This window comes from Sphingomonas sp. P4_G3, from assembly GCF_056401105.1.
The window spans coordinates 1-18,153 of sequence record NZ_JBFUJZ010000001.1 but is presented as its reverse complement, the minus strand read 5'-3'; the positions used below and the strand labels follow the sequence as shown (position 1 = coordinate 18,153).

At 67.4% G+C, this 18,153-nt stretch carries 18 protein-coding genes and 1 pseudogene; 8 read left to right on the top strand and 11 right to left on the bottom strand.

Features of this window, described 5'->3' with window-relative positions; all coding sequences use genetic code 11:
• Positions 1-6: 6 nt before the first annotated feature.
• Together AC1DQQ_RS00095 and AC1DQQ_RS00090 are read right to left on the bottom strand one after the other, a co-directional pair.
• On the bottom strand, positions 7-1,434 hold the full coding sequence (locus AC1DQQ_RS00095) for a hypothetical protein (RefSeq protein ID WP_478043907.1): 1,428 nt from the start codon (positions 1,432-1,434) through the stop codon (positions 7-9).
• Positions 1,431-2,663, bottom strand: a complete 1,233-nt coding sequence (locus AC1DQQ_RS00090) for a glycosyltransferase family 4 protein (RefSeq protein ID WP_478043905.1) — start codon at positions 2,661-2,663, stop codon at positions 1,431-1,433. The genes AC1DQQ_RS00095 and AC1DQQ_RS00090 overlap by 4 nt, the downstream gene beginning before the upstream one ends.
• A 109-nt stretch (positions 2,664-2,772) precedes the next feature.
• Between AC1DQQ_RS00090 and AC1DQQ_RS00085 the strand changes: the two genes are divergently transcribed.
• From AC1DQQ_RS00085 to AC1DQQ_RS00065, 5 genes are read left to right on the top strand one after another with little or no spacing between them, the layout of a single operon-like run.
• Complete coding sequence (locus AC1DQQ_RS00085) at positions 2,773-3,903, top strand: DegT/DnrJ/EryC1/StrS family aminotransferase (RefSeq protein ID WP_478043903.1); 1,131 nt, start codon at positions 2,773-2,775, stop codon at positions 3,901-3,903.
• Entirely contained in the window at positions 3,900-4,739 is an 840-nt protein-coding gene (locus AC1DQQ_RS00080) for a transketolase (RefSeq protein WP_478043901.1), read from the top strand. Before AC1DQQ_RS00085 ends, AC1DQQ_RS00080 begins: the two co-directional genes overlap by 4 nt.
• Positions 4,732-5,640 (top strand): transketolase family protein, encoded by a 909-nt coding sequence (locus AC1DQQ_RS00075; protein ID WP_478043899.1) that lies wholly within the window; start codon positions 4,732-4,734, stop codon positions 5,638-5,640. Before AC1DQQ_RS00080 ends, AC1DQQ_RS00075 begins: the two co-directional genes overlap by 8 nt.
• On the top strand, positions 5,640-6,356 hold the full coding sequence (locus AC1DQQ_RS00070; RefSeq protein ID WP_478043897.1) for a sugar transferase: 717 nt from the start codon (positions 5,640-5,642) through the stop codon (positions 6,354-6,356). Before AC1DQQ_RS00075 ends, AC1DQQ_RS00070 begins: the two co-directional genes overlap by 1 nt.
• Positions 6,356-6,883: a GNAT family N-acetyltransferase gene (locus tag AC1DQQ_RS00065; protein ID WP_478044500.1), complete on the top strand. Its 528-nt coding sequence runs from the start codon at positions 6,356-6,358 to the stop codon at positions 6,881-6,883. The genes AC1DQQ_RS00070 and AC1DQQ_RS00065 overlap by 1 nt, the downstream gene beginning before the upstream one ends.
• On the opposite strand, the gene AC1DQQ_RS00060 is transcribed toward AC1DQQ_RS00065, so the two are convergent.
• From AC1DQQ_RS00060 to AC1DQQ_RS00035, 6 genes are read right to left on the bottom strand one after another with little or no spacing between them, the layout of a single operon-like run.
• The gene (locus tag AC1DQQ_RS00060; RefSeq protein ID WP_478043896.1) at positions 6,870-8,054 is read right to left on the bottom strand and encodes a hypothetical protein; all 1,185 of its coding nucleotides are present in this window, start codon (positions 8,052-8,054) and stop codon (positions 6,870-6,872) included. The two genes, AC1DQQ_RS00065 and AC1DQQ_RS00060, sit on opposite strands and share 14 nt — an antisense overlap.
• Positions 8,055-8,066: 12 nt before the next feature.
• A complete protein-coding gene (locus AC1DQQ_RS00055; RefSeq protein ID WP_478040598.1) occupies positions 8,067-10,268 on the bottom strand; it encodes a GumC family protein in 2,202 nt (733 codons plus the stop codon).
• A complete protein-coding gene (locus tag AC1DQQ_RS00050) occupies positions 10,268-10,993 on the bottom strand; it encodes a polysaccharide biosynthesis/export family protein (RefSeq protein ID WP_478043895.1) in 726 nt (241 codons plus the stop codon). The genes AC1DQQ_RS00055 and AC1DQQ_RS00050 overlap by 1 nt, the downstream gene beginning before the upstream one ends.
• Positions 10,990-12,450 carry a hypothetical protein gene (locus tag AC1DQQ_RS00045; RefSeq protein ID WP_478043893.1) on the bottom strand — a complete coding sequence of 487 codons (1,461 nt, stop codon included), beginning with the start codon at positions 12,448-12,450 and terminating at the stop codon, positions 10,990-10,992. The genes AC1DQQ_RS00050 and AC1DQQ_RS00045 overlap by 4 nt, the downstream gene beginning before the upstream one ends.
• A complete protein-coding gene (locus tag AC1DQQ_RS00040; RefSeq protein WP_478039667.1) occupies positions 12,450-13,505 on the bottom strand; it encodes an amidohydrolase family protein in 1,056 nt (351 codons plus the stop codon). Before AC1DQQ_RS00040 ends, AC1DQQ_RS00045 begins: the two co-directional genes overlap by 1 nt.
• A 2-nt stretch (positions 13,506-13,507) precedes the next feature.
• Positions 13,508-14,185, bottom strand: a complete 678-nt coding sequence (locus AC1DQQ_RS00035; RefSeq protein WP_478039665.1) for a class I SAM-dependent methyltransferase — start codon at positions 14,183-14,185, stop codon at positions 13,508-13,510.
• 197 nt (positions 14,186-14,382) lie between these two features.
• Between AC1DQQ_RS00035 and AC1DQQ_RS00030 the strand changes: the two genes are divergently transcribed.
• From AC1DQQ_RS00030 to AC1DQQ_RS00020, 3 genes are all read left to right on the top strand, one after another.
• On the top strand, positions 14,383-14,640 hold the full coding sequence (locus tag AC1DQQ_RS00030; RefSeq protein ID WP_478039663.1) for a hypothetical protein: 258 nt from the start codon (positions 14,383-14,385) through the stop codon (positions 14,638-14,640).
• A gap of 67 nt (positions 14,641-14,707) precedes the next feature.
• A complete protein-coding gene (locus AC1DQQ_RS00025; protein WP_478043891.1) occupies positions 14,708-16,069 on the top strand; it encodes an O-antigen ligase family protein in 1,362 nt (453 codons plus the stop codon).
• The gene (locus AC1DQQ_RS00020; protein ID WP_478039660.1) at positions 16,066-16,764 is read left to right on the top strand and encodes a TylF/MycF/NovP-related O-methyltransferase; all 699 of its coding nucleotides are present in this window, start codon (positions 16,066-16,068) and stop codon (positions 16,762-16,764) included. The genes AC1DQQ_RS00025 and AC1DQQ_RS00020 overlap by 4 nt, the downstream gene beginning before the upstream one ends.
• Here the strand turns inward: AC1DQQ_RS00020 and AC1DQQ_RS00015 are convergent, their stop codons facing one another.
• From AC1DQQ_RS00015 to AC1DQQ_RS00005, 3 genes and pseudogenes are all read right to left on the bottom strand, one after another.
• Positions 16,765-17,115 carry a cupredoxin domain-containing protein gene (locus tag AC1DQQ_RS00015; protein WP_478039658.1) on the bottom strand — a complete coding sequence of 117 codons (351 nt, stop codon included), beginning with the start codon at positions 17,113-17,115 and terminating at the stop codon, positions 16,765-16,767.
• A gap of 71 nt (positions 17,116-17,186) precedes the next feature.
• Positions 17,187-17,939, bottom strand: a complete 753-nt coding sequence (locus tag AC1DQQ_RS00010; protein ID WP_478039656.1) for a TorF family putative porin — start codon at positions 17,937-17,939, stop codon at positions 17,187-17,189.
• A pseudogene (locus AC1DQQ_RS00005) lies at positions 17,893-18,153 on the bottom strand (S8 family peptidase); the annotation flags it as partial. The gene AC1DQQ_RS00010 and the pseudogene AC1DQQ_RS00005, both read right to left, overlap by 47 nt.

The window sequence follows — 18,153 nt, the reverse complement described above, 5'->3', positions numbered from 1 at the left end:
GACGAACTATGACGGCGCACCCATTGCCGCCGGCAAGGTCGCCGGGAGCGCTGCGGGCAGTGCCGCGGAAAGGGCCTGGCGCGACCGATGCCACAGCCAGATCGCGATCCACGCCCCGAACGTCGTATAGCCGTCATAGCTCGCCAGCACCTGGTTGTTGGCGGGCAGGTAGAAGATCATCGTCGTCGTCAGCGCAAACAGCACCGCGGCGGGGTCGTTCATCCCTGCCGCCGCTTCGCGCCACCAGCGCCCCCAGAAGAAGCCGATCAGTGCGAGGACGGGGATGGCGCCGACAAAGCCGACATCGTTCGCGATCCAGGTGATCAGCGTCGACCAATAATTCTCTTCGGGCCAATGATCGGCGCCGTTGCGCCAGGTATAGGTGTTGAGATGCGGCCCGCGATCGTCGGTCGCGGCTTCGTAGACCGAGAGCGCGGCGGGCGAATGGCCGACGCCCCAGGCCGGCTCGAACGGTTTCTCCATCGCGAGGTCGAGTCCGTAATAGCCCGAACAGGTCGACAGGATGAAGATCGTCAGCCCGAAGCGCTGGCGGAGCGGCAGCCAGCTGATCGCCGGATTGTCGAGATCGGCACAGATCCGGCTGTCGTTGATGCAGACCGCGGTGCGGCTGACATAGCTGCCCAGCCGCCCTTCCTTGCGATCGGTGAACAGCCCTTGCGCGACATAGAGAAAGACGAGTGCGATCAGGACCGGCCGCCAGTAACGGCGCAGCAATTCGCCCGGCGCCTCCCCCATTGCGCGGGCGCGGCCGACCGACACGAACGCGGCGGCCGTCCCGATCACGAACAGATCGGCGATCTCCTTGTCGGTGCCGCGCAGGATCGAGAAGATGACCGATGTTGCGACCGCGACACCCAGCGAGACACGCCCGATCCAGCCGATCCGCTGCCAGTGGATGATGCCGAGCGGCAGGATCGCATAGACGAACGGTGCGGTGAGCGCGCGCACCATGACGATCATGTTGCGTTGACCACCGGTTGCGAGGAGCTGTTGCTGGAACCGGCGATAGGCCGCGCCCTGATCGGCCAATGCATCGAGCACTTCCCACGGTGCCTTGCCGGTATAAGCGAAGCTCGATGGGATCAGCAGCAGCACCGCGACGAGCGCGGCCAGCGGCAAGAAGAACGCCAGTCCGGGCAACGGCGCCGTCACGCGCGTCGGCCCCGCAGACCCGGTGAACGTCGCGACCCACAGCACGGTGAGGCACAAGGCGATATAGAAGAACAGTCGCACCCAGTCGGCGGTATAATAGATCGGCCAGTTCACCGGCCAGGCGAGGAACAGCAGGAACGTACCGACGACATAGCCGAACACCAGCATCAGCGGCACGCGCGTGATTCCCGCCGGGCTGACCACCGGCACGACGCCGGTGGCGCCCGCGCCGGGCAACGGCAAGGCGCTCGTCAGGCTCAAATCGTCCGGGCCGGTGAATTGGTCATCGCTGTCGGGTTAGTGCCCGCAATCACGCCGAGGGTTCGCGTCATCCCGCGATCGAACGCCAGATTCTCGGCATAAAAGCGTCGGCCCGCCGCCCCCATCGCGTCACGCCGGTCGCGCGGCAGTCCTGCGATCTCGACCAGGATGCGGGCCAGCGCCGCGGCATCCCCTGGCGGCGCGACCAACGCCGCGCCCGATCGCCGTAACAGGTCGGCGGCTTCGCCCGCCACGCCAGCGACGATCGGCCGGCCCATCGCGAGATAGAATTGCGTCTTGGACGGGATGGTGATCGCAAACAGCGGATCGTCGCGCAAGTGAAGCAACAACGCGTCGGCAGCAGCGAAGACGGCGATGATCCGCTCTGGCGGCACGCGTCCGGCGAACCGCACCGCGGCGTTGCCCGCGGCGCGATCGCGCAGTGCGGCGGCATCGACCCCGTCGCCGTAAAGCACGAGCTCGATTTCGGGCCGGTAGCGAGCTGCGATCGCAACCGCGTCGATCGCCGTCTCGAGTGCCTGGGCGCGGCCGAGATTGCCGCCATAGACAATCGTGAAGCGGCCGAGATCCGTTGTCTCCGCGACACCTCGTTCGGCGAATTCGGCGTCGGCCCAGTTGCGGATCACGGTCAGCTTGGCGTCGGGAACGCCGCGCTCGACCAGGGCGCGCCGCATCCCTTCGGACTGGACGACGATCGCCCGCGCACGGGCATAAACGAAGCGGCACAGCGCGCCGATCGGCCCTACCATCCGCGCGGCGCCCGCCATGCCGGTCGCCGCCAGCGTGTCTGGCCACAGATCCTGGATATCGAGCACGAAGGGCAACCCGCGCAATCCGCCGCCGATTGCCGCCGCCAGCCCGACCGTGATCGGCGGATGATAGACATAGGCCATGTCGTACCGCCCGCCGCGGATCAGGCAGTAGAGCATCGCCGAGACGAAAAACGATAGAAAGTTAAGCGACCGCCGCAGCGACGACGCGTCGTGGCTGGGATAAAGCGGCAGGCGGACGACGCGCACGCCCTCGATCGTTTCGTACTGGACCAGCCGGAGCCGATAGCCGGGATAGATCTTCCCGGTCGGATAATTGGGAAAGCCGGTAACGACCGTCACCTGATGCCCCGCCGCCTCGAGCGCGCGGACGAAGTGAATCCCCTTGATGATATTGGGCTCGGGTTCGAACCATTGCGTCAGATAGAGAATCCGCATTCCGCCCCCGCCGATCCGGCCCGCGTTGAACCGCGACCGGGTAACCAGGCACCAATTCCGTAGTCGGCGGGCCATGCCCCGTTAGTGCGCGGTAAGGGGTTGCGAGTTCATGTCATTGCGGGAGCTTCCAGTCCCGTTCTTCGACTGGAAGGCACTCTATGCCGAGCGTGCCGAAGAATATCGCCGGATCGTTGACGAGACCGCATCGGCGGGCGGATTCATCCTGCAAGCGGCGGTCGACGCGTTCGAGGCGGCGCTCGCGGCCTATCTGGGCGTACGCCACGCGATCGGCCTGTCGGACTGCACTAATGCGATGCTGCTGGGCCTGCGCGCGTCGGGTCTCAAGCCGGGCGACGAAGTGATCATGCCCGGCCATGGCTTCATCGCGGCGGCGCAATCGATCCATTTCGCCGGCGGGACGGTGGTGCCCGTGGAACTGAAGGACCACGACTGGCTAATCGATCCCGACGCAATCCGCGCCGCGATCACGCCCTATACCCGCGCGATCATGGCAGTGCACGTCAACGGGCGGGTCTGCGACATGGCAGCGATCCGGGCGATTGCCGACGATCGCGGCCTGCTGGTGGTTGAGGACGCGGCGCAGGCGCTCGGCGCGACGATCGACGGCGTGCCGGCCGGCAGGTTCGGCCAATGGGGAGCGTTCAGTTTCTATCCGTCCAAGACTTTGGGCTGTTTCGGCGATGCCGGCGCGCTGGTCACCGACGACGATGCCATCGCCGAGCGCGTCCGGGCGATGCGCAACCATGGCGCCGGGCCCGACAAGATCATCCCGGCGGACTGCGCGATCTGGGGGACCAATGCCCGCATCGACAATCTCCACGCCGCGATCCTGACCTACAAGCTCGGCTGGTACGATCAGGCGATCGCCCGGCGACGCGCGATCGCCGCACGTTATCACGATGCGTTCAACGGGATTGCCGAGCTCGATTTGCCACCCTCGCCCGACGCCGATCCCACGCGGTTCGATGTCTTTCAGAATTACGAGATGTGCTGCGACCGCCGCGACAAGCTGCGCGTCCATCTGACCAATCTCGGGATCGGCACGATCGTGCAATGGGGCGGGACGGGTATCCACCAATTCCGCAACCTGGGGCTCGAACGGCTGCTGCCGCGCACCGACCGCTTCTTCGCACGATCGCTGCTGATCCCGATGAACCATTTGCTGACCGATGCGCAGGTCGGCCGCGTGATCGACGGCGTGCGGGGGTTCTTCGCATGAAGGTCGAGCCAATCGCGCCGCCCGACACGGTCGACCTCGCGCTCCGATTGCGCCGCCACGTGGTGCGTATGTGCAGTCGCGGCGGCAGCTCGCATGTCGGGTCGTGCCTGTCGATGGCCGACATCATCGCGGTGCTGTACGGCGATACGCTGCGCGTCGATCCGACCGATCCGCGCTGGGCCGGCCGCGATCGCTTCATCCTGTCCAAGGGCCATGCCGGGGCATGCGTCTATGCGGCCCTTGCCGAGCGCGGCTTCTTCGCGCTCGCCGATCTCGACCACCATTATGCCAACGGCTCCAGCCTGTCGGGCCATGTCAGCCACAAGGGCGTCGCCGGGGTCGAACTCTCGACCGGTTCGCTCGGCCATGGCCTGGGCATCGGCGCGGGTATGGCATTCCAGCTGCGCCGGATGGGCGGCGACCAGCGCGTCTATGTCGTACTGAGCGACGGCGAATGCGACGAGGGGTCGAATTGGGAAGCGATCCTGTTCGCCGCGCACCATCGCCTGGGCAATTTGTGCGCGGTCGTCGACTACAACAAATTGCAGAGTATCGCGCCCGTCGCCGAGACGATCGCGCTCGAACCCTTTGCCGACAAATGGCGCGCATTCGGCTGGGCGGTCGAGCGGATCGACGGGCACGACCATCAGGCGCTCAAGGTAGCCCTCGCGCGCTCCGGACAAGCCGACCGACCCACCTGCATCATCGCCGACACGATCAAGGGCCGCGGCGTCTCGTTCATGGAGAACCAGGTGCTGTGGCATTATCGCTCGCCGCAGGGCGAGGAATTCGCCGCGGCGATGCGCGAACTGGGCATGGAGGCGCGCGATGCGTGACGCGTTCGTCCGCGCGCTGACCGAGCTCGCCGGCGAGGATCCGCGCGTGCTGCTGGTCAATGGCGATCTGGGCTTCGGCGTCCTGACCGACTTTATCGAGCGCTTCCCCGGCAATTACGTCAATGCCGGGGTCGCCGAGCAGAACATGACCGCGATCGCGTGCGGCGCGGCGCTGACCGGCGCGCGCAGTTATACCTATTCGATCGGCAATTTCCCGACGCTGCGGTGCCTCGAACAATTGCGCAACGACGTCTGCTACCATCATGCCGACGTCACCGTGGTCGCGGTCGGCGGCGGCTTTTCCTACGGCCAGCTCGGCATGTCGCATTTCGCGACCGAGGACCTCGCGATCCTGCGCGCGCTGCCCGATATGACCGTCGTCGCACCCTCGGATCCGTGGCAGGCCTATGCACTGGCCCGCCAGCTCCATGCGCGCGGCGGGCCCGCCTATCTCAGGATCGACAAGAGCCGCGCCGGATTGCCCGAAGGCCACGTCATCCTGGGCGAGGCTCGGCAGGTGCGCGATGGCGATGACGCGGTGATCTTCGCGACCGGCGGCATCCTGGGTGAAGCGGTCGCCGCCGCCGATACGCTTGCCGCGGAGGGCGCGGCGGTGCGCGTGATCGACGTCCACACGATCAAGCCGCTCGACGCCGCCGCCATTTGCGATGCCGCGCGCATTTGCAGCCATGTCGTCACGCTCGAGGAGCACAATATCGTCGGCGGGCTCGGCGCGGCGGTCGCCGAGGCCTGTCTCGATGGCGGTGTCGCGTTGCGCAGCTTCCAGCGCCTCGGCCTGGCCGACTGCTTCCCCGACATCGTCGGCGACCAGGCCTGGCTGCGCGCGCGCTACGGCATGGATCGCGCCGCGGTGCTCGCCGCACTCCGGGCGGTTCTGTGATGGCCAAGCGCGCGTTCGACGTCGTCGTTTCAGTCGTCTTGCTCGCCCTGGCGTCGCCGGTCCTCGCGGTCGCGATGCTCGCGATATGGCTGCAGGACGGCCAGTCGCCGCTCCATCGCGGGGTTCGCGTCGGCCGCGGCAATCGCGACTTTAGGATGATCAAGCTCCGATCGATGGCGGTGAATGCCGAAGCGCTCGGCGGCACGTCGACCGCGCGCGGCGATCCGCGCGTCACCCCGCTAGGCCGCAAGCTGCGTTGCTGGAAGATCGACGAGCTGCCGCAATTCTGGAACGTGCTGATCGGCGAGATGAGCCTGGTCGGTCCGCGCCCCAACACGCGCCGGGGCGGCGTCGATCGCTACACGTCGGCCGAATTGAAACTGCTCGAAATCCGCCCCGGCATTACCGATTTGTCCTCGATCGTTTTCGCTGACGAAGGCGATATCATCGACAGCGCGGCCGATCCCGATTCCGCTTATGACATCTTGATCAGGCCGTGGAAGAGCCGGTTGGGCCTGCTCTACATCGAGCGTGGCGACATCTCCACCGACCTGCACTTGCTCTGGCTGACCGCGCTGGCGATCGTCGCGCGGCCTGCCGCGTTGCGCGGGGTCGATGGGATTCTGGCGCGATGGGGCGCCGATCCCGAATTGCGCCGCGTGTGCGCACGATCGGCGCCACTACCGGTCGCTCAGCCGCCGGAGCCGGCGACGTGATGATATTCTTCAGCCACGGGCCGAGCGATCCGCCGCCGCCGCTCCTGCGCCTGCCGCCCGGCATGACCTTGCGCCGCTGGCAAGCGGGCAAGCCCGGTCTACCCCCGCGCGGATCGCGCACCCCGGTGAATTTCGTCTGGTGGCTGCTCAACCGGCTGGGCTTCTTCGCAACCGATGAGTTCACCGAGCTCACGGTCTGGCACGGCGGAACCCTGGTCCATCGCCTGCTGGTAACGCCACGTTGGCACCGCTTGCCGTTCATGGCGCCCGACGATCTCGAAGTCGGCAATATCTGGACCAGACCCGATGCGCGCGGCCAGAAACTGGCGCCAGCGGTCATCGGCGAAGCGCATCGCCTGTTCGGCGATCGCGAGCGGCGGTGGTGGTGGTTGACCGACGACGACAATGCGGCGTCGATCGCGAGTGCGACGCGCTGCAATTACCGCCGGCTCGGGACAGGCTACAAGACGCGCCCGCTCGGCATCACCCTGTGGGGTCAGTACCGGTTCAAGCCTATCGCCGAGTGATCGCCACTGATGCGATAGCGCCTGCCCGCTCGCCCGAGGTGCCGCCGGGACGCAGCGTCAATGTCAGCCATTGCCCTTCACATCCCACCGGGACGGCGACGTCCACGACTGCCGCGGCGCTCGATGCTGACGGCACGTCCAGCCGAGCGAGTGTCGCACCACCCTGCTCGCCGCAGGTCAACGACCAATAAGGCGCGTCGTTCGGTGTCGCCGACGCCGCCATCGTGGCCAGCCGATAATTGCCCGGGGGAAGCAGCAGCAATTGCGCCGCGACCTGCCCTCCCCGACCCGGCTCCGACCGCCAGCCAAGCGCAGGGCGGCCATCGGCGATGCTGCGCTCAGCCCCGATGTCGCCGCGTTCGGTGAAGCTCCAGCCGAAAGGATAGCTCCCGGTCGCGTCAGCAAAGCCACCGTCGACGACCAGGCGCGGCTGTTCTTTCCCGCTCGAGAAGGCAGCGCGCACCCGGCCCGCCAACGCGAAGCGGCGCTCGTCCACCAACCGCGCGATCAAGGCGCGATCGACGCCATTGCCGGTAACCAGACCGCGATCGCGCATGTGCAGGAGCACGGCCGCCGCTCCGTCGCTATCGCCATTGGCGACGGCATAATTCAGGAACATCAGCCGCCAGTCGCTCGGCCGGTCGAGCATCCGCGCGATCGGCGCGACCAGGCCGGGGTCGCTCGTCGCGCCGGCCAGCACCGGGAACAAAGTTGGCGCCGCTGCCGCCGTGGTCCGGAGCGCCACGTCGAAGTCGCGCAGCGCATGGCCGACATCGCCGCGATCGACCGAGCGCTGGATCAGCCACAATCGGGTCGGCAGGCTGCGCCGGCTGATCGCGTCGGACAGGTCGAACAATTGCGCCGCACGCGCTGGGTTGCGCGCCGCCTCGACGTCGACCGCGCGAAACTCGATCGCGGCATTCTGGGTAAGATCGCGCGCCAGCGTCGCCTGGGTCAGCGCGCGGATCGACGGATCGGTCGCGCCGCGGCCGTCCTCGACCAGCTTGCGCGCGGCCGCCATCGCGATCCGCGCATCGTAGGGGGCCACGCGTGCGGCAGCGACCGGATCGCTCCGCACCAACCACTGCGCGGTTCCGGCTTGGACGATTCCCGCCGCCGCCACCAGGGCGCCGGCGACGATCGCACCACGCCAGACCATCGGCGACGGCATCAGGCGCTCGACCTAGCGGCCATAGCCATATTCATAGCCGTATCCGTAGCCGTAGCCGAGATGCGCGCGCTTCGCCTCAAACTTGGTGAGGACGGCGCCGAGCACATTGGCGTGCGCGGTTGCCAGGCGGTTGAGCGCGTTGCGCACCACGCCCGCCTGGGTCGAACGCGCCTCGACGACGAAAATCACCGCTTCCACCGCCGAGGCGACCAGCGGCGCATCGGCCAGGCCGATCACCGGCGGCGAGTCGACGATGACATGGTCGAACCGCTCCTGCAGCCGTTCGATGAGCACCCGCAGCCGCTCGCCGGTCAGCAGATCGGCGGCGTTGGGCGGCGGCGGCCCCGCCGGCATCACGCTCAACCCTTCGTGGCTGGTGGCGTGAATCGAGGCGTCGAGAGTGTCGCTGCCGGCCAGGAAGTTGCTGACCCCAGCCTCGTTTGCGACCCCGAACGCGGAGTGGACTGACGGTGAGCGCAGATCGGCATCAACCAGCACGACTTTGCGATGCGCGCGCGCCAGCGACTGGGCGAGTGCGGTCGCGGTGGTCGATTTGCCTTCGCGCGGCCGCGTGCTGGTGACCGCAAGCGACCGTGGCATGCCGCGCGCCGTCGACAGTTCGAGATTGGCCTGGACCGCCAGATAGGCTTCGACCAACGGCGAGCGCGGGTCCTCGAGCGCGTCCAGCGGTCCCCCGCTCTTCACCTTGGGCAAGGTGCCGAGCAATGGCAGGCCGAGCTTTTCCTGCGCTTCGCCCGGATCGCCGATCCCTTCGTCGATCTGTTCGAGTGCGGCGGCGAGCGCAACGCCGGCCAGCCCACCCGCGAAGATCGACAGCAACAGATTGATCATCAGGCTGGGCCGCGACGGCCGGTCGGGCAATTTGGCGGCGTCGACCACCGCGATATTGTTATTCTCGATCCCGCCGGCGACGCCGATCTCCTTATAGCGCTGCAGCAGCGCGCTATAGAGTTCGCGGTTGGTGTCGGCATCGCGCTGATAGATATTGTACTGGATGCTGCGCTGGCGGAGATCGGTGAGGTTGCCCTTGAGCGCTTCGACCCGCGCTTGCAGCGCGCGTTCGCGGCCCAATGCCGAGGCATAGGATTGTTGCAGCGATGTGCGCACGCGCCCCTCTTCGGCCGCGATCGCGGTATCGAGCACCTGGACTTGCGATTCGAGTGCTTTGGCCGGCGGGTATTTGGGTTCGAACTGCGACAGCAATTTGGCATATTCGGACGCGGCCTCGGCGCGTTTCTGGCGAAGGTCGCCGATCGCCTGGCTCCCTAGCGCCTCGCTGCTCGATCCCGGCTGGCGCGCCGCGGCGAGCCGGGCCTGCGCCTCGATCCGCTCGGCGGTTGCGGTGGCGAGCGCCGCATTGAGCGTGGTGATGTCGTCGGTCAGCAACGAGCGATCGCCGCCGACCGCGCTTCCGGCGCCGTCCTTGCCCGAACTCACCGCCGGCAGGTTGATGATCCCCTGGTTGGCGGCATAGCCGACCGCCTGGCGTTCCGATTCCTCGAGTTTCTGGCGCAATTGCTCGAGCCGCGTTTCGAGGAACTGCCGGGCATAATCCGACGCCGCGAACCGGCGTTCGAGATTGCCGTCGATGAAATCCTTGCTCCACGTCTGCGCGATCCGCTGCGACCAGAAGGGGTCGGGCGTCTCCGCGGTGACGTCGACCAGCCGCGATCCGCGCACCGGCGCGATGCCGACATGGTCGAGCAGGATCCGGCCCGCCAATTCCACGCGCTTGCCGCGCCGCGCCTGGCTGTTCACGTCCGCGGCATTGCCGTCGAACAGATCATTGCGGCCGAACAGCTTGAAGAAATCGCGATTGTCGACCGCGCCGAGATCGCGCGCGACGCGCTCGGACAGCTCCTTGGTCTGGAGCAGACCATATTGGGTCTGGTAGAATTCCTGGTCGCCGATGCTGACGTCGCGTTCGACGCTGTCGATATTGGTGACGCGCGCGGTGTCGCGCGAAATCTCCAGCCGCGCGGTCGAGCTGTACTGGCGCGTCATCACCGACGTGACCAGCAGCCCGGCGAGCGCGCCTGCCCCGACGCCACCCAGCAGCACCCAGCGCCAGCGCGTTACCGCGCGGATCAGTCGGCGCAACGGCGGCGTGCGTTGCGCGGCGGGCGGGCCGCCATCCCCTGCGCCGGTCAGTAGCTGGACCTGGCCCAGCATTCGGGGCGAAATCGAATCCATCACCTTATGCGCTCCAGCCCGAGGATCAGCGGCGTCGTCAGCAACGGCGCCACCTGGAGGAACTTCTGGAACATCCGCCGCGCGTTCGAATCGCCCACGATGATCACGTCGTTGGCGTAGATCTTGGGATCGGGGTACAGCCCGCGCCGGATCGCGCCGAGATTGTAGAGCGCGGCGAGCGGCTTGCCCTCGACCGTGCGGAACACGACGACGTCGTCCATCCGGGCGAATTCGCCGACCCCCTTGGCGGTCGCGACTGCGCGCATCAGCGTGATGTTGCCGATCGCCGGATAGCTGCCTGGTTGGGTGACCTGGCCATCGACGGTGAAGACCTGGCTGGTGGTCTCCTCCAGGTTCACCGTGATCTGCGGGTCGCGGACATAGATGCCGCGCAGCCGCTTATCGATCGCGAGCGCGAGCTCTTTGGGGGTCTGGCCGGAAGCGTCGATCTCACCGACCAGCGGCATCGACAGATGCCCAGCGGCATCGGTCTGGAACGTGCCACTGAGCTCGGGCACGCCGAACACCGCGATGTTGAGCTTGTCGAGCGGGCCGACGCGATACGGCGTCGTCCCGGCGACAAGATCGGCACCGCCCGGCGGGGGCAGGTCCTTGAGCGCGGTCACCGCCATCGGCTCGGACGTCTCGCCGAGCCGTGGGCCGTTGGAGCATCCCGCCAGCGCCAACGCGCCCGCGACGAGCGCCAGGATCGCGCGCGCGGTCACAGATGGATCCTCAACGCGAGCTGGAACACGGTCTGCGCCTGGAACGGGTTGATCCCGAGATCGGTGGCACGGACGCCGCGCTTGCTGCGGACGTTGAGCGCCTCGGCCAAGACCGTCACCCGGCTGGTCAGATTGTAGCGCGCGGCGACGGTGGTGGACCAGCCGTCCTCATTGTCGAGCGGCGACATCTCGCTGCCATGTTCGCGCGTGTTGAACGCCTCGACCCGCGCGCTGATCGCGAGCTTGTCGCCGATCCGCCGCGTCACCATCGCATAGGCCGAATTGAAATAGGTGTGGACCCAGGGAACGCCGTTCTCCTCGAACCCCATGATCGTCGAGCCGCTCATGCCCTGGATCAGCAGCTTGGTGTTGGCGCCGAGATCGGCATTGATCCCCAGGTTCCAGAAGCGCGTGCGCCAGCCCCATTGCCCGGTCGGCTTGAACGCCTCCGGATTGCCGCGATTGTCATAATAGAACAGCGCCACGCCGAACGGCCAGGGCGGCCGCCAGTCGAGCCGCGCGTAGAAGCCGGGGCGGTTGTCGAGCTCGATCGTCGAGCGGGTCCGGTCTTCCTGCAACAGCTTGATGAACGAATTGAGCGGCGGCAGCGGGAAATGGCCGAGGCCGGTCGCTTTCTCGTCGTGCAGCGCCCAGCCGCGGAACGACAGCAAGGTGCCCGACGTGTCGTTGCCCGCGAACACGCCGCCGGTGAACGACAATTCGTGCTGGCCCAGGCTGGCGCGCAAGGTGCCCTCGACGCCCAGGACCTTCACTTCCTCGCCGACCCAGGAATTGATCGTCGAGGGCGTGATCGTGTTGACCACGCTCCACGCACCGCCGGTCGAGTGTTCGAGCGAGATTTCGGGCCACATCAATCCGGCGCGCGCCTGGAAGCCGATTTTGCCCGATTGCTGGGGCAGAAAGTTCACGAACGCCTCGATCAGGTCGAACTTGTTTTCCTGATCGCGCTGCCACGCACCCGAAACGTTGGCGCTGAGCGAAGGCGTGAAGCGCGGCAGCCAGATCAGATCGGCTTCGACCGGCACGGCATAAGCGCGATAGTCGCCATTCTGCGTCCCCTGGAACCGCGTCTTGCCCAGGCCGCCGTTCGTGAACGACTTCTCGCCATTGGCGACCGCGAGCCGCGCGTCGAGCAGGATCGAGATGGTGTTCTTCGACAGGATATCGGTGCGCGGCATCGACGGCGCGGCATCGGGCGGCAGTGCCGCCGCATCGGTCGCCGTGACCGGTTGGGTGCCGTCCGCGGGCGCATTAGTCGCGCTGTCGGTGGGCACATCCTGCGGCGTCGGGACAGGAGTTGCCGACGGCGCGGGCGTCGCGTTCGGTGCCGGCGCGGCGTTAGGATCGGGTGCGGTCTGCGCGGCGGCGGGGACCGCTGTCATCGCCGCCAGGACAAACGCGCCGGCCGAGCCAAGGCGGAACGCAACAAACTTCATCAATACCTCCCGGATGCCGGTTCTGGGGTGCGTGCGTTGGTCCAGCGCACCACCGTGCCGATGGTCATTTCGATGCCGTGGTCGGCGTGGATGCCGAGACTTGGCGCAAGGTCGGGGCACGCCACCCGCACTGCCCCGTTGGCGACGACAAGCAGCACATCCGCCGCACGCGCCTCGACCAGCGGACGGCGCAGCAGGATCAAATCGGCGCGGTTGCCCGGATCGAGCGCGGGCGGATCGAGGCCGAGCCGCGTGGCCGCGACCGCGCCCACCGCGCCTTCGAGCCGCGCGTCGCTCAACCCGCCGATCGCACGCGCACAAGCCAGTTCGTCGAGCAGGTCGCCCGCCCCGGTCAGCAGCGAATCGCTGCCGAGCAGCACGTCGATCCCGTCGTCGAGTAATGCTGCCGGCGCGGTGCGGCCGAACAGGAAAAGGTTGGAACTCGGGCACCAGACAAGCGCCGCGCCCGACGCCCGGAACCGGGCCACGCCATCGGAATCCATGCCGACGCCGTGCACCGCGATCAGATCGCGTGTGAGCAGCCCCTTCGCCGCGATTGCTCGGACTTCATCGGCAGCGGCCTCATCGACGCCTTCGGCCAGGTGCAGGCCGAACCGCTCGCCCTTCTCCACGCCGTCCAGGTCGGGAGTCATGCCGAGCGAATCCGCGCTGGCGAGCGGCACCACGCGGATCGGAAAATCGCGGTCGAAAGCGTCTTCCCACGCGTCGTGATGGACGACCGAGGTGACGCCGGCGAACAGATTCTTCCACGCGCCCGCCAGCAACGCCTCTCGCCGTGGCCGCGCGCGGCCGTGCGCGATGCGGCGGCGATAGCGCGTCTGGATGTCGCGGGCCCATTGATAGGCGTTGCCATAGCCGGGCCGCCCCAGCCGCCCGTAATGGTTGCGATGGAGATGATCGTGCGCGTTGATCAGGCCCGGCCGCACCTCCGCATCGGGGCAATCAAGGACGATGTCGAACCGCCCTTCCGCCGCGACGATGCGCTCGCCCTCGATCGCGACGGCGCAGTTGCGGGCATTGACAAGCATCCGCATCCTCAGCCCTCCCGCCGAAAAGCGAGCGCGAGCACGACCGGGAGGTCGAGATGCTCGCTATACAGCGCGCCGCGCCCGGCGGCTTCGTAGAGCGGCCGGACGGCGGGACCGATCACCGCCTCGCGCGTCGCCACCGGGACAAGCCCGACGGCACGCGCCGCGCCGGCATGTGCCGACAGATCGTGGACGTGATGCTCGACCTCGTGCACGCCTTCATCATCGCGGAAAGTGCGGCGGTGCCCGGCGGCATGCGCCTCGGCATGGAAATCGCTGACCAGGATCATCCCGCCCGGCGCGGTGACGCGCGCCAGCTCGGCATAAGCGCGGTCGATCGCCGGCAAATGCCCCAGCACCAGCCGGCACCAGACCACGTCGAAATAGCGATCCGGAAAGGGCAAATGGCGGACGTCTCCGACCAGCGTCCTGACGCCCGGCATGACCGCGCCGCGTCCGATCCCGGCATCGAGCATTTCGGGACTAAGGTCGATCCCGACCGCCTCGGCCGCGCCGCAATCGATCAGGCGACGGCCGACCCCGCAGCCGACGTCGAGCAGTCGCTTGTCGGCAAGCGGCGGACTGATCGGGGCGACGAGCTGATCCTCGAGCAGGCTGATCGCCGTCTCGCGCGCATACATCGGCGCCCATCGCCGATATCCGTCGCGTGCGCTCAACGCCGGCATGCGGGCCGCCTCAGAAAAGACCGGTTGCTGATGAGACGCACCCTTTTCACCCCAATTGCTGCCCCATCTGTTCCCGGCGCGACGGACGGGGTTCAACGCGCGGATTTTTGCACGGCGGCGTTGAACCCTGCCCACCCCCGACGGCACTGATGATTGGTTCGCGTTGGGCGAGCCGCGCAGAAAAGGGGTGTGCATCAATGCGCCTGAGCAACGTCATCGCCGCCACCGCGGCCCTTTCGCTGATCGCCGTTCCGACCATCGCCGCGGCATCGCCCGCCAATCCGGCGGCCAAGCTGTCGCTCGCCAACAAGGACGTCCGCGCGGGCGCCAAGGTTAAGGGCAACAAAGCGAGCGGCGGTGGGTCGGGTTTCCTTTATGCCGGCCTCGCCATCGCGGTGGTCGTGGTCGCCGCGGTTGCGCTGGGGCACAACGGCAGCAAGCCCGCCAGCTCGTAAACGATCTCCAGCGGGTGGTCGGGAATAGCGGCCGTCGCGCCGCTATTCCCATCGCGAGGGGCAGGCATTGGCCACACAGAGAGCCGCTAGCCGATACGGGCAGCGCTATCGCCTGATCGTCGCCATCGCGCTGCTGGTGGCGCTCGCCGCGCTGGGGGGCGCGTCGCGATACGATGAGGACCAGCAGATGCTGGCTCGCCTCGCCGCTATCGCCGCGATCGTCGCCAGCTTGTGGCCGCTCGAGATCGAGACGTTGCGACGGCGTAAACGGCTGCTGGCGATGATCGCCGCGGCTTATGGCCTGGTCCTGCTCCAGCTGATCCCGTTGCCGCCGTCGCTCTGGGCAATGCTGCCCGGGCACGACATCTATGCGCGGATCGCCGTGGCGAGCGGGGCGGTGCGCTGGCGGCCGCTCAGCCTGACTCCCGACCTCACAATCAACACGCTCGGTGCGCTATTGCCGGCGACCGCGGCAACGCTCGTCGCTCTGTATTGCGACAGCCGCTCGCGAATTTGGCTCGCCTGGGCTGTGGTCACGATCGCGTTGGTCAGCGCACTCGCCGGGCTGATCCAGCTTGCGCCCGGTGGCGGCGCGCTGCGTTTCTATCGCGAAAGCAGCGAGAATGCCCCGATCGGGCTGTTGGCCAACCGCAATCACCAGGCCGCGTTGATGGCCTGCGCGCTGCCGTTTGTCGCCGCATTGGCGGGCCTGTGGTTGCGGCGGGGCGGCCGGCCGCGCGTGGTGGCTGGTGCCACATTGATCGCGGTCGCCCTGTTGCTGTTCGGCGGCATCGCCACGGGATCGAGGATGGGGCTACTGCTCGTCGCGATTGGGCTCGGCGCCGGCCTGTGGGCCTATGCCGCGACAGGCCAGCGGCTGGTGCCGGTTCGTCGCCTGCACTGGGCGGGCGTCGCCGCAGTGCTGATCGGAGCGACCGCAACCACTGCCGCCGCCGCCATGCACAGTGGCGCGGTCGATCGGCTGATGCATACCGACCCTGCCAGCGAAAGCCGCGCCGCGATAGTCGGGCCGTTGTTGCGCACCGCGCGCGCGTTCCTGCCCTGGGGCGCCGGTTTCGGGTCGTTCAGCGACGTCTATCGCCGCTTCGAGCCCGATGCCTTGCTGTCGACCATCTATATGAACCAGGCGCATAACGAGCCGCTGCAGCTCGCGATCGAGTGCGGCGTACCCGCGCTGATGCTGCTCGGCCTGTTCGTCTGGTGGTGGGCGCGTACCGCGGTCGCCATCGTGCGGACGCGCGAGTCGGTGACACGCCGGACGCTAGGCATTGCCGCGATCGGCATGACGGTCATCCTGATGGCGTCGAGCCTGGTCGACTATCCGCTGCGGACGCCCCTGCTCGGCGCGCTGTTCGCGATCGCCGCGATGATGATGCTACGCGCGGCGCCGGCCCCGGTCCGGCCATGACGCCTCGGCAAGGCTGGCGTGGCCTGCCGGGGCGGGCGCTACGCACGCTCGTCGCCTCGCGCGGCGCGATCATGGCGCCGCTTGGCGCGGGCTGGGAAGCCGAACTGCCGCTGATCCGCGCGACGCGGCGGCTGGTGCCGATGCTGTTGAGCGACGCGGCGGCATTGCAGATCCTGATCGCGGTGCGCGCCGCGCGACGGCTCGACGGCGCGATGGCCGAGGCCGGCGTGTTCCACGGCGGCAGCGCGCGGCTGATCTGCCATGCCAAGGGCGATACGTCCCTCCATCTGTTCGACGTGTTCGAGACGCTGCAAGCTGCCGATGCCGCCATGACGAGCGGCGACGCAGCGACGGTGCGCGACCATTTCAGGACGACGCATGGCCAACGATCAGCGGTCGAAGCGCTGCTCGCTCCTTATCCTGCCGTGCACGTCCACGCCGGCGTTTTCCCGGAAACCGCCGATGCGGTTGCCGACGAGCGCTTCGCATTCGTCCATCTCGACCTCGACCTGCCTGGCGCCACGCGCGACGCGCTCGACTTCTTCCATCCGCGGCTGATGCCCGGTGGGATCCTGATCGGCGACGATTATGCCGATCGCGAGGTGCGCGAGATGTTCGGGACGTTCTTCGCCGACCGCCCCGACACCCTGATCGAATTGCCTTGGGGTCAGGTGATGGTGGTCAGGCAGGGCTGATCATTTGGCCGCGACCTTGAGCGTACCGCGCATCATCGAATGGAAGATGCAATAGAATGGGATGGTGCCGGCTTTCTGCAGCGTCATCCGCCCGCTCTGCCCCGGCGCGATGCGCAGGTCGAAGCTGTGGTCGCGTGCGGTCACCGTATGCGGGACGGAGTCGCGATTGACCCAGACGATCGTGTCGCCCACCTTGGCGCCGCCGGGCAGCGCCCCGTAATTCATGTTCGCCATGACCACCGTATATTGCTTCGCCGCCGTCTGTGAGGTGGCGGCAACCGTCACCGACAGCGCGCCGAGCGCAGCGCCGACCCGCGCCATCCTGAACATCATCGTCGTGCGAACACCCATGGGGCCCGATCCTTCCAGCTGGTTTCTGGAAGGTTGATGCCGCCCGGGCCACTAAAGGTTTAAGCCGCGTGTCAGAAACTCCAGCTCGCACCAGCGGTCAGGGCGAGTTTGCTGTGGAGCTCGCCGGAATAATATTCCTTTCCCGGGCCCCCGCCCGACAGCGCGGCATGGAGGTCGAAATTCCCGAGTTCGCGCGACACGCCCGCGCGCCAGTCATACCGTGCCTCGCGGCCAGGAATATATCGCGCCGGCGTCGTGAGATAGACGAGCGACCCCAGATGGCCAGTGAGTCGCCAGTGCTCTGCCGGCCTGATCGTGGCTTCGACCTCTCCGTAAAGCGTCGAAACACCGGACTGATAATAATCGGGTGAATAATAAAGGCGCGCCGAAAACGGATCGGAGGCTAGGCCGAGATAGATTTCGGTATAATCGTGCGCGCGACTTTTGCGATCGGGAGCGCGATATTGGCTACGCGTCACGCCGGCGTCGATCGACAGCTTCTGGTTCAACCGTCGGACATAGCCGATATTGCCCTGAACCCCGAGGAACAGCGGATCGTCATGGCCGATCTCGCCCGTGGCGGACAGGTTGAGATAGACCCCGCTGTCGTCGTCATAGCCGATCTGCGCGGTCGCCACCGGCCGCCCGGCGCTGAGCGAATAGCCGCGCAGGCGATAATCGCTCTCGATGTCGACGCTGCCGCTGACCTGGGCGAATGCGGGGGTTGCGGCGAAGGAAGAAAGCGACAGGGCGGCCAGCGCACCAAGGCGTCTGGCGCTAGCGCCGTCCCGCGAGCCGGTGGTCGATCGCGCACGAGCAATCACAGGCCGGCGATGTCCCGACCAGGGTCGCGCAGGCGTCGATCGCGCCGCCCGCCATGCGGTTCAGCGCGATCCGTGTCGCGCGACCGCTGGACTGGCGCACCAGCGCGATCAGCCCGCTGACATGCGCGACCGCATAGGAACTGCCATTGACGAGGTACCATTTACCCCCCGGTTGTGTCGTCGGCACGTCGCGGCCGGGCGCAATGTACACGCG